We start from the raw sequence: 14,413 nt of genomic DNA on the forward strand, positions 1-14,413 counted from the left end.
ATTAAAGTATATTTAAATCTTTTAATTTTTCATCTAGTTTTTGCTGTAATTCTTCTTTATCTAATATATTATCTAATACAATGACATCACCTAATTTTTTTGTGTTTTCTTCTAAATCTCTCCCACAAATAAATAAGTCTGCCATATCAGGACTCGCACTCATAACATCACTATGTTCAACTTTTATATCTGATGGTGCATTTAAATTTTTCAGTGCTTCTTGTGCATTCATTTCAACCATAAAACTGCTTCCTAATCCGTGCCCACATACTACTAAAATTTTCATTGTCATCATTCTCCTTTAAATATATTTATAATTTCACTTGATGTTTGTGCATTCAATAAATTATTCACTGTCTGTTGATTGCCTAATGTCCTAGCTAAATTTCTCAATACTTCTAAGTGTCCTTCATTGTCAATAGCACTTAATACAAAAACCAATGAAGCATAGTGCCCCTCTTCTGAAAAGTTAATATGTTGATTTAGCTTTAACAAACTCAAACCTATCTTTTTCACATTATTATTCGGTCGAGCATGTGCAATTGCTATTTCTGGAGCAATAACTATATATGGTCCTAATTTTTCTACACTATGAATCATGTCATCAATATACGCTTGTTGAAAATAACCTTGTTCTTGTAAAGGACTTGCAGCTATATTAATTGCCTCACGCCAACTTTCAACTTGTTCAAGTACTTGCACTTTATCTGATGATAAAATTTCTAAAGTCATTTTTTCCCTCCTTATCGTTGACTCACTTCATTTATACAGTGCATAATTGCTTCAATATTTCCTGAAAGTAATATCTTTCTAGTTTTGTCATCCATAATCAGCTCACTAAGTTGTCTCAGGGCATTTAAATGAATTTGTGGTTGAGCGGTTGCTAATGTAACAATGATATAAACAGGATCATATTGTTCATGCCCAAAATAAATACCTTTTTGATAGTGTGTAATACTAAAACCTACTGTCCCTTTAACGTGCGTTGGTTGCGCATGAATTAAAGCAATATGTGGACTTATAACCATATAAGGTCCAAATGCATCTAATTGTTCAATAATTTCATCGGCATAAATACAATCAACAATTTGAGCATCAACCAAAGTTTCAATACTTTGCTTAATGGCATCATTTCTATAAAGTGAAGGTTGTTGTGTTAAAATTCTATTTTCTGGTAAGACTTCTTTCAAAGTAGGCCCTAAACCTTTGATATCATGCACATATTGTTCTCTTGAATTATTGATGATTGTGTTAATTTGTTGTCGATCATTTTTATCTAAAAATGGCGAAACATTAAGTATAGGTATCGACGCATGTTCAAATGGTACTGTTGATATGATATAGTCAACGCCTTCATGTTTTAATAATGTTTCGTCAATTTCGTAGATTGAATAAGCATCTACAATTTCAAGTTCAGGATAAATATGGCGCATTCTACTTCTCAATAATTGTGAAGTACCAATACCAGAACCGCAAAGTAGCACTACTTTTATAGCATTTGTAGTAATTGCAGAAATACGTTCAATCGCTGAAGCAAAGTGTAACGTAATGTATGCAAGCTCATCTTTGTTAAAGCAAATATGATAATTCTCTTCAACGCCCCAAATATGATTGCGTAATCTTTCTACGATGTGATGATATTGTTGTAAGATTTCTTCTGCTAGAGGATTGTTATGTGTCATATCAAATTTTAATCGGTGAATAGCTGGTCTCAGATGAACAATTAAACCATTTAATAATTTAGTATCGTTAATTAAATCTATACCTAAGTCACCACTCATACGTTCTATCAATTGTTCGGTTAGAATTTCTAAGTCATCGATTGTTTCGTGCTTTTGATTCATCTCTGAAGTTTTAGCACCTAACAAATGTAAGGTAATAAAACCTGCTTCACTTTTAGGGAATTGTATATCTAGCTTTTCTTCCAAAGATGCTTTTATGAGTAATGCCACACGAAAATGGTCCGTTTCTGCCAATTTGTTATATTCCATTTCAGGTATTTCAAAAACAAATTTTTCTTTAGTTCGATGTATTGCAATTAAAATATGATAAATTAATCCATCAATCGCACTTTGTACTAACTGATAATCCGCTTCAAATAATACCGACACTACCGTCAATCGAATCGTTTCTAAAGCTTTGTTCGAAAATAGCTTGTGCCCTATTTGATGTGTATGATTTTGAAAATATTCATGGACACGTGTCGCATATGCTTTGCGGTAATTTGTTTCCTCACCTTGTATGATAAATCCTTTATTTTTAATATATTCTAACTTTAAATCATAAGAAGATAACCAAGTTTGTACATTTTTTAGATCTTCAACGATTGTTCTACGTGTAACGGATACCATATCGGCCAACGTTTTAGAAGATGTTGGCGTATTAGATTCAAACAACTTTAATATGATATAACGTATTCTTTCTTCTTTAGAATAATGTATTGAAGTCGCCATATATTTTGGAACAATATCATTCAAGGGCATTTTAGATTTAATCATTATACCTGCATTTTTATTTCTAGAAATAGTTAAATCCAAGCGTTGTGCCATACTTTCTATATATTCTAAATCGTACTGTATCGTCCTTTCTGAAACATTGAATTGGATAGCTAAATGATGAATGGTTATGAACGTTTCACGTTCAAGTAAGAATGTTAATATATGATGCTGTCTCTTGCTTAACACATGAGCAACCTCCTTACATATTTATTGTAACCGCTTACTCGTACTTTTAGATGTGTAATCTCTTTCGTCTCATAATCCGAAAAGTTGCACATCTAATATAAACGATCACTTTTTCAAATTATAATTTATTGAATAAACATTTTATATAAAAAATATCGATTAAATATAAAAAAAGAGAATCCAACGTTAATGTGTTGCATTCTCTCCTCTATATCTTCATTTTTTGATGTCCAATAACTTATAAGTAGTTACTTCAAATGAGTTATTACTGTTTAACCGTTCTAACCACAAATAAAATACTTTTGGGTATATTTAACAATCTAAAATAAACCAATTAATATTTGAAAACTAGAATTTATATATTGTAATTTTATTAGCGATTAATAGAACGCGCAATCATTGACAACGTGTGTCTTTCTCCACGCAATGCTTTACTTAATTCAAATATATTTTCCACAGGTGCTAAACCACAGAAACTACCATCACCAATATGTTGAATATCCACACCACATATTTTATTTCGAATGGCAAAATCTCTAATAGTACTTGGATCAGCGCTTTCTTGACTCGTACCAATTGCTGACATGACAAGTCCCCCTTCACGATGAACTTCTTTGACAATGTCTTTAAGTTGCGCTTCATCGAAACCTGGCACTGTACCCACTGCAGGTACTAGTATAATATCAGCACCCGCTTCAAGAAATTCCCTTACATATTCTCTTGTAATCACAGGTTCATCTACACCTGAACTATGCATTTTTCCAGCGATAATCAAACCAGAAAAATGATTTCTTGTATTTTGTATTGCTTCAACTATTTTCTTATTAGATACGCCAGTTGCAGGGTTTCCTGTCATACATATAAAGTTCACCCCTAATGCTTCAAGTACTTGAACCGTTTCAGGACTTGCTTGACGTCCTTCTGCAATTTCTAAGTGTTGATCATACATATTTGTTCCGTCATCAACAGGTTCTAAGTTCACGCCAATGGGTCTACCAACGAATTGTTTTAATGTTTCTATAACCTGTTCATGTTCTTCTATATTTTTCACTTTTGGATGAAACGCATCAAAGCCATTTAGTAAAATCAAATCGGCACCAAACGCACGCGCTATTTCAGCATTGGTAATATCTGGCACGACAGGCGTTTCTGTTACTATATTTTCAGATAAAACCACCCGTCCAGCACTAGCTTTAATACTCTGTTTCAATTCTTCACCTGTCATTGCTAGTAGTTCTGAAGCATTGTTACTTAATAATCGCTTAACCATTTGGATTCCACTCCTTAATATATACTTTAGTTGCCATTTTATTTATTATAACTACATTATATAATAATGATGTTCTTTTCCTTCGTAATAACTACACAGGATTACTCTACATTTCATTATACACACCCTCTACTTATTATTATTCTTTTTTAAATAAAAAACTACTTCTATATACATTTACAATCTTTTGAATTTTAATTTAGTTAATTTTCAAAACAGTAGTGAGTAGTAAATATAAATGTGATATTATATTTTAATATACATATTACAAGGGGGAAGCTTTATGCAGTGTCCAAAATGTGGAAATCCTATTGAAGCATCAGATTTATTTTGTGGAGAGTGTGGTACAAAATTATCTCATCAAACGAATACAACGAACGAAACTAAAAACAAACCGAACTACACATCTGAACTAGATTCAACGCAATCTAATGCAACACAAACATCAACACAATATTCAACACAGTCTAATCCTAAAACCGAGCAGTTTTCAAAGCATTCTTCAGACATTTTCAATGAAGCTAAAACGTTCTTTTCAACTGCTTTTAGACATCCGGATAAAGAACTTGTGAGTCCCCACTTTTTTTCTTACAAAACACTTTTCAGTATAATTGTAGCGGGATTACTTTTATCCATCATATTACTAACAATACTGATACCTGCAGAAGTAGCATATTTCATGTCAAGTAAAGCAAGTGTTGTGTTTAACATTTCACTTTTCTTATTAATTGCAATTGCAGTACTATTTGGAATCACTTATGCACTAATCAAAATATTAAATATTAATTCGACGTTACATAAAGTATTTTCAGATTTCGTTTTAGTTAACACCCTATCTGTCATTACACTTTTACTTGGTTTACTATTTTTAGCAATTCATGTTCCAAGTTTTGCAATATTCCTTATCATTATTGCTATATTATTCACTTTAATTGCACCAATATATTTAATTACGAAATATAGTCACAACCAACTTATACGTATGCCAGTCATTTATTCTATATTCATCTATATCATCATTTTGGGAATCATTTTACGTATTATAGTGGAAAGTACTGTTTCTAATACATTAAGTGATTTAAGTTCATTTTTTAATACAGGTTATTAAGGAGGATGTTTCAAATGAAGTATTGTAGTAATTGTGGTGCTGAAATTAAACCTGGTCAACGCGTTTGTACCCAATGTGGGACGCCTATTCAACAAAGAGCAACTAATCAATCACCTAACCATAAATCAAAATGGCCTCTATTTATTATTATTGCAGTGATATTAGTCATTATTATCGCTTTGTTTGTGGCTTATAAAATAATAGACGCGCAACTATCACCTACAAAACAAGCAGAAACCATTGCTAAAGATTTAAAAAACAAAGATACAGATCGTCTAGCTAGCCATTTAAAATCAAATGGTGAAGCTATTTCTAAAGATGAAGCTAAGGCTATTTATAAATATATTGACGAAACCGATAGCGTAGATCGTGTTGCTGATGAACTACAAAGTAGTGCAAAAAATATCAAAGAAGACAAATTAAACGAACAAACTGTCACTGTTGGCGATACTTCTCTAATCAATATTACCGAAGATGGAAAAAAATGGGGCATATTTAAAAATTACATTTTTAATGTTAATGAGGAACCTGTTTCTATTACTTCAGAAGAAGACACGACACTATCTTACAAACTTAATGACAAAACAACACAAGTTAAATTAAAACAAGGTAAGACGAAAACACTTGATGATTTTCCAATCGGCATATATGACTTAAAAGCAACGCAAAAGGTTGATAACAAAAAATTCGATGGTGTCATTCATATCGATATGTCAGAAAGTAATAGTGCAGATCTGCAATTCAAACAAAAACGTTTTACAGTTAGTATTGATTCATCTTTTGCAGATTCCGATTCACTTAAACTTTATATAAATGGTAATGAACAATCAGATTTTGATGAATATGAATCTGTCACTTACGGCCCTTATGCACCTGATGAAAAAGTCGAAGTTTATGCTACCACTGAAGTTGAGGGTAAACAATTCAAATCTAGTGTAGAAAATGTTTCAAGTCCAAATGATGATGAAGATGAAATTGACGTAGCTTTAACATTTGACGATGATGCAATAAGCGATTATGAAGATAAAATGATTGAAAAAGAAGCAGATTCTGATGACGACGATGATAGTACTTCCAATTCTGATGAAAAAGTAACACGTGATAATGTTATTGATAAAGTTGAATCTTATGAAGGGAGTACTTTGGATACAGATAATTATACTTATAAAGAACCCGAAAAAACTGGAGACGGTTGGGGATTCTCCTTCACAGATAAAGACGGAGAGTTAGCAGGTTCTTATAAAATTGATGAGGATGGTTACGTTACTGAATATGACGAAGACGGTGAAGAAGTCGATTCAGGATATTAACAAACCACAAATAGTAATCCAACTTGTTACTTGAAACGTGGCCATTACATTGCATAATTACTTAAACACACTATTTAAAGGAGTGGGATTGAAATCTAATTTTATTAAAAAGATTTCTGTCCCACTCCTTAATTTATATCTTTGTTAAAGTAAAACAAAATATCACCAAATGCATCACCTCAGTCTAAATGATGATGTTATATTTTAAAAAATTAAGTAATATATATGAAAGACTATTAAAACAAGCAATGTTTATACTACTAGAGTTGGGTAATTTAAAAGTAAGCAATTAATATCTAAATATATTTGAAGGTGAAAAAATGGCTAATAATAACTCTTTCAATGATTATCCTAAAATTTTAAAAATTGAAGATGATGGAAAAATTATTGCGTTAGACAAATATGGGAACGTTAATACGGATTTAAATATTCATACTGTGAATGACCAGCAACAACAAGATACCTTCGGAACGATCTTATACAATCCCTATCGTCGTACTGAAAAAAATAGCGAATCTTATAATGACAATAATTACAATGATTACAAGTCAGAAACAAGCTACAATCAGCGAGATCGCGAACGTGAGTTGCAGTTATTAGAAGAAAATAAAAAATCAAAACGCAAACAATTTTGGCTAGGTTTAGGTATGGTGGTTTTATTAGTTATCATTGTCATCTTTGCAGTTAGTACTTTTATGAATGGTGGCAATGATGATCAACAAACTGCAAATGAATCAAGTGAACAATCCACCGCCAATCAAAATCAATCGAATGATACTCAAGGCGATAATGTCAATTTCGAACGTCAGAACAATCAAGTTAAAGATGATATACAATCATTAAAAACAGATATTTCAAACTCTAATGAAGCAACAGATTCTAAATTACAAGCATTACAAGATAAGATTGATAGTTTAAAACAAGAAGCTGATTCTAATAAAACAAATCATTTAGCTGATAAATATCAAACTACGATAGATGATTTAAAACAGGCAAAAACCGAAAAAGATAATGGTAATACTGATAAAATGCAAGAAGAATTGGAAAAAGTAAATAGTAAGCTAGATGATATAAAATCTAAATTTTCTTCTTTGTTTAATAAAGATGAAGAAGCAAATAATGATAACGCTGAAAGTTAGCATGTAAAATTAATATATGTTTTCAAAAATTATAAAATATAGATGATATTCTCAAAATAAAAACTGTCGACTAAGGTCTCACCTTGTCGACAGTTTTTTATTTATGTTCACCTACTGTCTGACATGTCTATCTGTTACCTTAATCTCTCGTTTCCCTAGCTTTTTATTAGTTATAAAACTATTAAATATATATCTTTTTATAAACACCCTCATTTCTATTTAACTTTATTAACGTTTGAAAATATACTTTCCACAATTCAAACATAAAATTATTGAAGTTCGATTATTAATTGAAAAAAATTTTCATTCAAACTAATTTAATAAATTACACGAATTATAAAAAGCCATAAAACTCCTGATTTCCAGCAATATGTAGCATATTCAAATTGATATTTCGCAGTTATATAGATATTACAATTTTACGAACTATTATATGTAAGCGCATACAATTCAGAATATTCATGCTATTATCTTATCAACTTAAACAAATGTTTAATTTGTAAACTTAAGTTTAATTTTGCATAAAGGAGGTTGCCATATGAATAAAAATGAACAAGCAGTTTTAAATCGTATTCAGGAAAATCCATTCATTTCACAACAAGAATTAGCACAGTCCATTGGATTATCTAGGCCAGCAGTTGCAAATATTATATCCGGACTTATTCGTAAAGAATATGTTTTAGGAAAAGCATATGTTTTAAATGAAGATTATCCAATTGTGTGCATTGGCGCTGCGAACTTAGACAGAAAATTTTATGTTCATAGCGACTTACAATTAGAAACGTCTAATCCTGTTACCTCAACGAGATCTATAGGTGGTGTTGCGCGCAACATTGCTGAGAATCTAGGCCGTATGGGAGAAACAGTCGCATTTTTATCTGTGAGTGGCAATGATAGTGAGTGGGATATGATTCACAAATTATCAACCCCATTCATGAATTTAGACCACGTTCAACAAATTGAAAATGCAAACACTGGTTCCTATACTGCATTAATCAATAGCGACGGTAATATGGAATATGGCTTAGCAGATATGGAGGTCTATGATTATATCACTCCAGAATTTTTAATTAAGCGTACACACTTATTAATAAAAGCAAAATGTATCATCGCAGACCTCAATATTTCAAAAAGTGCAATGGATTTTTTATGTGCCTATTCAGAAAAACATAGTATTAAATTAATAGTGATTCCAGTTTCATCCCCAAAAATGAAAAACATGCCTGATTCGTTACATGCTATCGATTGGCTCATTATCAATAGAGATGAAACAGAAACTTATTTAAATACGAACATACAAGACACTGATGATTTGCGTAAAGCTGCACAGAAATGGAATCAGTTGGGTGTTTCAAATGTCGTTATTACAAACGGTGTAAAAGAACTTATTTTTAGAAATAATGACGAAGAAGTAATTAAACCTGTCATACCTTCTGAGCATGTCGTTGACGTAACAGGTGCTGGTGACGCTTTCTCTAGTGCAGTCATTTTCAGTTGGTTAAATGACCTAGATACCGAAAGCATACTGACAGCAGGCATGATTAATTCTCGTAAAACAATTGAAACAGAATATACAGTGAGGCAAAACTTAGATAAAAAACAATTATTTAGAGATTTGGAGGACTATAAAAATGAAGCAATATATTGAATTTTCCACAGAAGTAGCACAAGCTAAAGCAGACAAGAAGCCCATCGTAGCCTTAGAATCAACAATTATTTCACATGGTATGCCATACCCGCAAAATGTAGAAATGGCTACGACTGTTGAAAATATCATACGTGAATATGGCGCTATTCCAGCAACAATTGCATTAATTGATGGAAAGATTAAAATTGGACTGGAAAATGATGAACTAGAATTACTTGCTAAAAGTGATAATGTCGCAAAAGTTTCACGTCGTGATTTTGCAGAAGTACTCGCTACTAAACAGATTGGCGCAACTACTGTTGCATCAACAATGATGAGTGCAGAATTAGCAGAAATTCAATTCTTTGTAACTGGTGGTATTGGTGGTGTACATAGGGGCGTTGAAAACACTATGGATATCTCAGCAGACTTAGAAGAATTAGGTAAAACAAATGTAACAGTAATATGTGCAGGTGCTAAATCTATTCTAGATTTACCAAAAACAATGGAATATCTTGAAACAAAAGGTGTACCAGTAATTGGTTACCAAACAGATGAATTACCAGCGTTCTTCACAAGACAAAGTGGTATTAAATTAAACAGTTCTTCTGAAAACCCAGACAACATCGCACATATTTGTAAAATTAAAAATGATTTAAATATTGAAGGCGGTATTGTCATCGCTAATCCAGTTCAGAAAGAAAATGAACTACCAAAATCATATATTGACGGCATTATTGAAGAAGCAGTTAAAGAAGCAGAAACGCAAGGTATTAGTGGTAAAGATTCTACGCCATTTTTACTCAGTAAAATTGTCGAAAAGTCTGAAGGCAAGAGTTTAAATACAAATATCAAACTAGTTGAAAACAATGCGGTACTTGGAGCTAAAATTGCAGTTGCTTTCAATAAATTGTAGGTGATACTTATGTCAATCATATTTGCCATTACTGGTATACTTTTTGCGTTATTCATCGCTTTTTTATTTAGCTATAACAGAAAGGCGATTGATTTCAAAAAAACAGTAATTATGTTAATCGTTCAAATCGTCATTGTATTATTCATGATGAATACGACTATTGGTTTAACGATATTAACAACACTAGGTTCATTTTTTGAAGAATTAATCAATATTAGTAAAGCTGGTATCGAGTTTGTCTTCGGCGGTTTACAAAACAAAGGTGCTTCAACTTTCTTTATTACAGTGTTACTACCTTTAGTATTTATTTCAGTACTAATCGGTGTATTAAACTATTTTAAAATTCTTCCGTTTATCATTAAATATGTTGGTATTATTATCAATAAAATCACACGTATGGGCCGTCTCGAAAGTTACTTTGCAATCTCAACGTCGATGTTAGGACAGCCAGAAGTTTATTTAACTATTAAAGAAATGATTCCTAAATTATCTAAAGAGAAACTATATACAATTACCACTTCTGGTATGAGTGCAGTCAGTATGGCTATGTTAGGTTCATATATGCAAATGATTGAACCTAAATATGTTGTTACTGCCGTTATGCTCAATATTTTCAGTGCATTAATTATCGCAAGTGTCATCAATCCATATCAATCAGATGATAGTGATGTTGAGATTTCCAACTCATCCACAGTTAAAAGCAATTCAAATAGTGATGAAACAAAGCCGAAAAAGGTTCCATTTTTCCAAATGATTGGTGATAGTGCTACGGATGGTTTTAAAATTGCCGTAAGTGTCGCCATTATGTTACTTGCATTTATCTCTTTGATGGAAGCAGTCACAGTGTTATTTAATTTTGTTGGTTTAGATTTCAAACAATTAATCGGCTTTATTTTTACACCGATTGCTTTTATTATAGGTGTACCTTGGAACGAAGCAGTTCAAGCTGGATCACTGATGGCAACTAAATTAATCACTAATGAATTTGTTGCTATGTTAGACTTCCAAAAATTAGCTGGAGATTTAACACAACGTACACAAGGTATCATTTCTGTCTATCTTGTTAGTTTTGCTAATTTTGGTACTGTAGGCATTATCGTTGGTGCTATCAAAGGATTTAGTGATGCACAAGGTAATAAGGTGGCTTCGTTTGCCCTACGCTTGCTGCTAGGTTCTACACTTGCTTCAATTATTTCAGCATCAATAGTTGGTTTAGTATTATAGTATTTTAAAAAGAGTATGTACTGAAATCAAATTCACTTAAAATGATTTCGTCGTCCATTCCAGTAATTAAATAATAAAAGGCTGAGACAATTCAATTTGTCTCAGCCTCTTTCAATATTTATTAGTTAAAAAAACCTAAGATGAAGTCAGCGCCTTTAGCTAATGCGTCCGCAATGCTAGTTCCCATTGTCACCCAGTCAGCACTTAAACCTGCTTTTACAGCTTCACTGATTGCGTTTACGAAATCAGACATTTAACACACCTCATTCCTCGATATATTATTTGTTAAAGGTTGATTACCTTTAACTAAATTATAATAAAAAATATTAATATTGTTGTAAATATTTCTTAATTTGTAGTTTTTTATACCTAAGTGTTATTACAATACTTAATTTTTACAATTAATGTTTCCTAGTTGTCATTCAGTGATAAAGTTTTATATTATTTTTATAACGACAGAAATGATGAGTCTGAGACATAAATCCTAGAAAAATAGCACTCAGATGATTTAATTCAATTCATCTGAGTGCTTCTTTTTTTATTCAATACTTCGTATTGTTGGCTCTCTTTCTTAAGGGACAGTTTCAGTCTATAGTCTTCAGCTTGCCCTGTTACCTCAAGCGTCTCGCCAAAACACAACGTATTCAAATATCTTTATGACAAATGCCTTTCTAATCGCTGAACTTGATCTTGATCTAAAGCTTCGAATACTTCATTATCTACAATTACATCAACATGAGGATGTTGATGTAATATAGATGCTGGTAATGCTTCAGATATATCCCCCTCTATTAATTGTGAAATGGCTTCTTTTTTATTTCTGCCCATCGCTAACAAAATAATACGTTTCGCACGCATAATGGATGCCAGTCCCATAGAAATTGCTTGCTTAGGAACATCTTCTATTGAATCAAAATAACGACTATTTGCATTAATCGTTGAAGAAGATAAATCTACAACTCTTGTGACACTTTCAAACGACGAACCAGGCTCATTAAATCCTATATGGCCGTTTTCACCTATACCTAAAATTTGTATATCTGCAGGGCTTTTATCTTTTAAATATTGTTCATACATTAAGCATTCTTGTTCTAAATTATCGGTATCTCCTTGTGGTATAAATATATTTTCTTTATGCCACGTTTGATGATGTTTAAATAACTGTTGGTACATATATGCATGATAACTTTGATCATTGTCTGCGCTTAAACCCACATATTCATCCAAATTAAATGTCACTATTTGATCTAGTTGCAAATTATTATTATTGATTAATATTTTTAAATACTTGTAAACATCTGTCATAGTATTTCCTGTAGCAAGCCCCAATACTGAATCCGGTTTTAATTTCATTTGTTTTAACAGTTCAATCGCAACATATTGACTTGCAAGTTGTCGATTCTCCAAATTCAAAATATACATATACTCACCAATCACTTTCTACATATTACTTTTGTTTAATGATAAATTGAATATTTTATAAATTACACTTGCTCGCTTTCTAGCAATTCTTCTACTTCATTTTTTATCGTTGTAACATGTGGCCCATAAACAATTTGTACACCATTACCTTTCTGAATAATACCTCTAGCTTCGGTAGAATTAAGCACTTGTTTATTGACAGGTTCATCCGACTTTAACGTCACTCTTAGTCTTGTAGCACAACAATCGACAATATCTATATTTTCTTTACCGCCTAAACCCTTGATGATTGTTTTAGCCCGTTCTGTCGTTTCAACGGTTTCTGTAGTTGCTTCCGCTTCTCTACCAGGTGTTTTAAAATTGAATTTGTTAATTAAAAATCTAAAAATAACATAATATAAAATAAACCAAAGGATGCCAATTGGTATCACCCATAAAAAATTCGTCTTAGCATTACCTTGCAAAACGCCGAATAATAAAAAGTCTATAAATCCACCACTGAATGTTTGACCTATCGTAATATTAAAAATGTCCGCCATCATAAAAGCTAAACCATCTAAAAATGCATGTATCACATATAAAACAGGTGCAACAAATAAAAAGCTGAACTCTAGCGGTTCTGTAATACCTGTTAAAAATGAAGTTAAAGCAGCCGATAACATTAAACCGCCAACGACTTTTTTATGTTGCGGTTTAGCAGTATGATAAATTGCTAAAGCTGCACCACATAGGCCAAACATCATTGTAATAAATCGCCCTGACATATAACGCGAAACACCTGAATAGTATTTCGTTACATCTGGATCACCTAGTTGAGCAAAGAAAATATTTTGAGTACCTTGAACAAGATGACCTTTGACTTCTAATGAGCCACCTAATGCAGTTTGCCAAAACGGTAAATAGAAAATGTGATGTAAACCAAATGGTCCCAACAGTCTTAATATAAATCCAAAGAAAAAAGTACCAATGACACCCGTTTTATCTACGATACCTCCAACGCCAAATATCCATCCTTGCACTGTAGGCCAAACAAAGAACATGATAACCCCGAGTATGATTGCAGAGATTGCTGTAATAATTGGCACAAAACGAGATCCTCCAAAGAATCCTAAATACGACGGAAGTGATATCTTGTGATATTTATTATGTAAGAGCGCTGTCATAACACCTGTTATAATTCCCCCAAACACGCCCGTTTCTACTGTTTGAATTCCAAGAACCATACTTTGTCCTTCTTCTGCCAAATTGCCTTTTGCTAACGTATCTGTAATGATCAACAACCCATTCATCGAAGCGTTCATAATCAGGAATCCTAGCATTGCTGCTAATCCTGCAGTACCTTTATCACTTCTAGCTAATCCTATAGCAACACCTATAGCAAAAATTACTGGTAAATTTTGAAATACAATATTACCTGCAGATGACATAAGGACAAATATATTCTGTAATAAAGTAATATCCAACACAGGATATGCTTTAATTGTATTCGGATTACTTAATGCGCCACCGATTCCCAACAATAATCCAGCTGCTGGTAATATAGCGATAGGCAACATAAATGATTTACCAAATTGTTGCGCCTTTTCAAACAACTTACTCATAGTCATCAACCTCCTAATTACCATAAATATACAATCAAAGAAAATATTAATCAATATAAATTACCATTATGAAAAACTTTTTCATAAAATAGATAACTATTTTTATTTTAAA

13 protein-coding genes are annotated in these 14,413 nt (G+C 32.0%); 6 read left to right on the forward strand and 7 right to left on the reverse strand.

Features of this window, described 5'->3' with window-relative positions; all coding sequences use genetic code 11:
* Position 1 precedes the first annotated feature (1 nt).
* The 4 genes from FYJ81_RS07205 to FYJ81_RS07220 form a co-directional block, all read right to left on the reverse strand.
* Positions 2-286, reverse strand: coding sequence for a PTS sugar transporter subunit IIB (locus FYJ81_RS07205; RefSeq protein WP_019469010.1), 285 nt, complete (start codon positions 284-286; stop codon positions 2-4).
* Between the two features lie 5 nt (positions 287-291).
* Positions 292-732 carry a PTS sugar transporter subunit IIA gene (locus tag FYJ81_RS07210; RefSeq protein ID WP_119517774.1) on the reverse strand — a complete coding sequence of 147 codons (441 nt, stop codon included), beginning with the start codon at positions 730-732 and terminating at the stop codon, positions 292-294.
* Between the two features lie 11 nt (positions 733-743).
* Complete coding sequence (locus FYJ81_RS07215) at positions 744-2,684, reverse strand: BglG family transcription antiterminator (protein WP_119517773.1); 1,941 nt, start codon at positions 2,682-2,684, stop codon at positions 744-746.
* A 373-nt stretch (positions 2,685-3,057) separates the two neighbouring features.
* Positions 3,058-3,954, reverse strand: coding sequence for a DUF7916 family protein (locus FYJ81_RS07220; RefSeq protein WP_107504513.1), 897 nt, complete (start codon positions 3,952-3,954; stop codon positions 3,058-3,060).
* Between the two features lie 283 nt (positions 3,955-4,237).
* Here FYJ81_RS07220 and FYJ81_RS07225 point away from each other — a divergent pair, with 283 nt between their 5' ends.
* The 6 genes from FYJ81_RS07225 to FYJ81_RS07250 all read left to right on the forward strand — a co-directional run bounded on the left by FYJ81_RS07225 (position 4,238) and on the right by FYJ81_RS07250 (position 11,278).
* A complete protein-coding gene (locus FYJ81_RS07225) occupies positions 4,238-5,062 on the forward strand; it encodes a zinc ribbon domain-containing protein (RefSeq protein WP_119517772.1) in 825 nt (274 codons plus the stop codon).
* A gap of 14 nt (positions 5,063-5,076) precedes the next feature.
* A complete protein-coding gene (locus FYJ81_RS07230; protein ID WP_119517771.1) occupies positions 5,077-6,372 on the forward strand; it encodes a TcaA second domain-containing protein in 1,296 nt (431 codons plus the stop codon).
* Between the two features lie 320 nt (positions 6,373-6,692).
* On the forward strand, positions 6,693-7,511 hold the full coding sequence (locus FYJ81_RS07235; protein WP_154409508.1) for a hypothetical protein: 819 nt from the start codon (positions 6,693-6,695) through the stop codon (positions 7,509-7,511).
* 538 nt (positions 7,512-8,049) lie between these two features.
* Positions 8,050-9,159 (forward strand): carbohydrate kinase, encoded by a 1,110-nt coding sequence (locus tag FYJ81_RS07240; protein ID WP_119517770.1) that lies wholly within the window; start codon positions 8,050-8,052, stop codon positions 9,157-9,159.
* Entirely contained in the window at positions 9,143-10,054 is a 912-nt protein-coding gene (locus tag FYJ81_RS07245; RefSeq protein WP_119517769.1) for a pseudouridine-5'-phosphate glycosidase, read from the forward strand. The genes FYJ81_RS07240 and FYJ81_RS07245 overlap by 17 nt, the downstream gene beginning before the upstream one ends.
* Positions 10,055-10,063: 9 nt before the next feature.
* Positions 10,064-11,278, forward strand: a complete 1,215-nt coding sequence (locus FYJ81_RS07250; RefSeq protein WP_119517768.1) for a NupC/NupG family nucleoside CNT transporter — start codon at positions 10,064-10,066, stop codon at positions 11,276-11,278.
* Between the two features lie 121 nt (positions 11,279-11,399).
* Here FYJ81_RS07250 and FYJ81_RS07255 read toward each other — a convergent pair whose 3' ends face one another.
* The 3 genes from FYJ81_RS07255 to FYJ81_RS07265 all read right to left on the reverse strand — a co-directional run bounded on the left by FYJ81_RS07255 (position 11,400) and on the right by FYJ81_RS07265 (position 14,301).
* Positions 11,400-11,531: a beta-class phenol-soluble modulin gene (locus FYJ81_RS07255; RefSeq protein ID WP_019469020.1), complete on the reverse strand. Its 132-nt coding sequence runs from the start codon at positions 11,529-11,531 to the stop codon at positions 11,400-11,402.
* 401 nt (positions 11,532-11,932) lie between these two features.
* On the reverse strand, positions 11,933-12,700 hold the full coding sequence (nagB, locus tag FYJ81_RS07260) for a glucosamine-6-phosphate deaminase (RefSeq protein WP_107386028.1): 768 nt from the start codon (positions 12,698-12,700) through the stop codon (positions 11,933-11,935).
* Positions 12,701-12,762: 62 nt separating this feature from the next.
* Positions 12,763-14,301, reverse strand: a complete 1,539-nt coding sequence (locus FYJ81_RS07265) for a PTS transporter subunit EIIC (RefSeq protein ID WP_119517896.1) — start codon at positions 14,299-14,301, stop codon at positions 12,763-12,765.
* Positions 14,302-14,413: the final 112 nt, after the last annotated feature.

This window comes from Staphylococcus sp. McC-251-APC-3A2, assembly GCF_009695665.1.
GTDB classification, from domain to species: Bacteria; Bacillota; Bacilli; order Staphylococcales; family Staphylococcaceae; genus Staphylococcus; species Staphylococcus cohnii.

What these genes read in the sequence shown, in the direction of transcription:
- FYJ81_RS07205 (WP_019469010.1), bottom strand. Translation starts at nt 286, where the DNA reads ATGAAAATTTTAGTAGTATGTGGGCACGGATTAGGAAGCAGTTTTATG.
- FYJ81_RS07210 (WP_119517774.1), bottom strand. Translation starts at nt 732, where the DNA reads ATGACTTTAGAAATTTTATCATCAGATAAAGTGCAAGTACTTGAACAA.
- FYJ81_RS07220 (WP_107504513.1), bottom strand. Translation starts at nt 3,954, where the DNA reads ATGGTTAAGCGATTATTAAGTAACAATGCTTCAGAACTACTAGCAATG.
- FYJ81_RS07225 (WP_119517772.1), top strand. Translation starts at nt 4,238, where the DNA reads ATGCAGTGTCCAAAATGTGGAAATCCTATTGAAGCATCAGATTTATTT.
- FYJ81_RS07230 (WP_119517771.1), top strand. Translation starts at nt 5,077, where the DNA reads ATGAAGTATTGTAGTAATTGTGGTGCTGAAATTAAACCTGGTCAACGC.
- FYJ81_RS07235 (WP_154409508.1), top strand. Translation starts at nt 6,693, where the DNA reads ATGGCTAATAATAACTCTTTCAATGATTATCCTAAAATTTTAAAAATT.
- FYJ81_RS07240 (WP_119517770.1), top strand. Translation starts at nt 8,050, where the DNA reads ATGAATAAAAATGAACAAGCAGTTTTAAATCGTATTCAGGAAAATCCA.
- FYJ81_RS07245 (WP_119517769.1), top strand. Translation starts at nt 9,143, where the DNA reads ATGAAGCAATATATTGAATTTTCCACAGAAGTAGCACAAGCTAAAGCA.
- FYJ81_RS07250 (WP_119517768.1), top strand. Translation starts at nt 10,064, where the DNA reads ATGTCAATCATATTTGCCATTACTGGTATACTTTTTGCGTTATTCATC.
- FYJ81_RS07255 (WP_019469020.1), bottom strand. Translation starts at nt 11,531, where the DNA reads ATGTCTGATTTCGTAAACGCAATCAGTGAAGCTGTAAAAGCAGGTTTA.
- nagB (WP_107386028.1), bottom strand. Translation starts at nt 12,700, where the DNA reads ATGTATATTTTGAATTTGGAGAATCGACAACTTGCAAGTCAATATGTT.
- FYJ81_RS07265 (WP_119517896.1), bottom strand. Translation starts at nt 14,301, where the DNA reads ATGAGTAAGTTGTTTGAAAAGGCGCAACAATTTGGTAAATCATTTATG.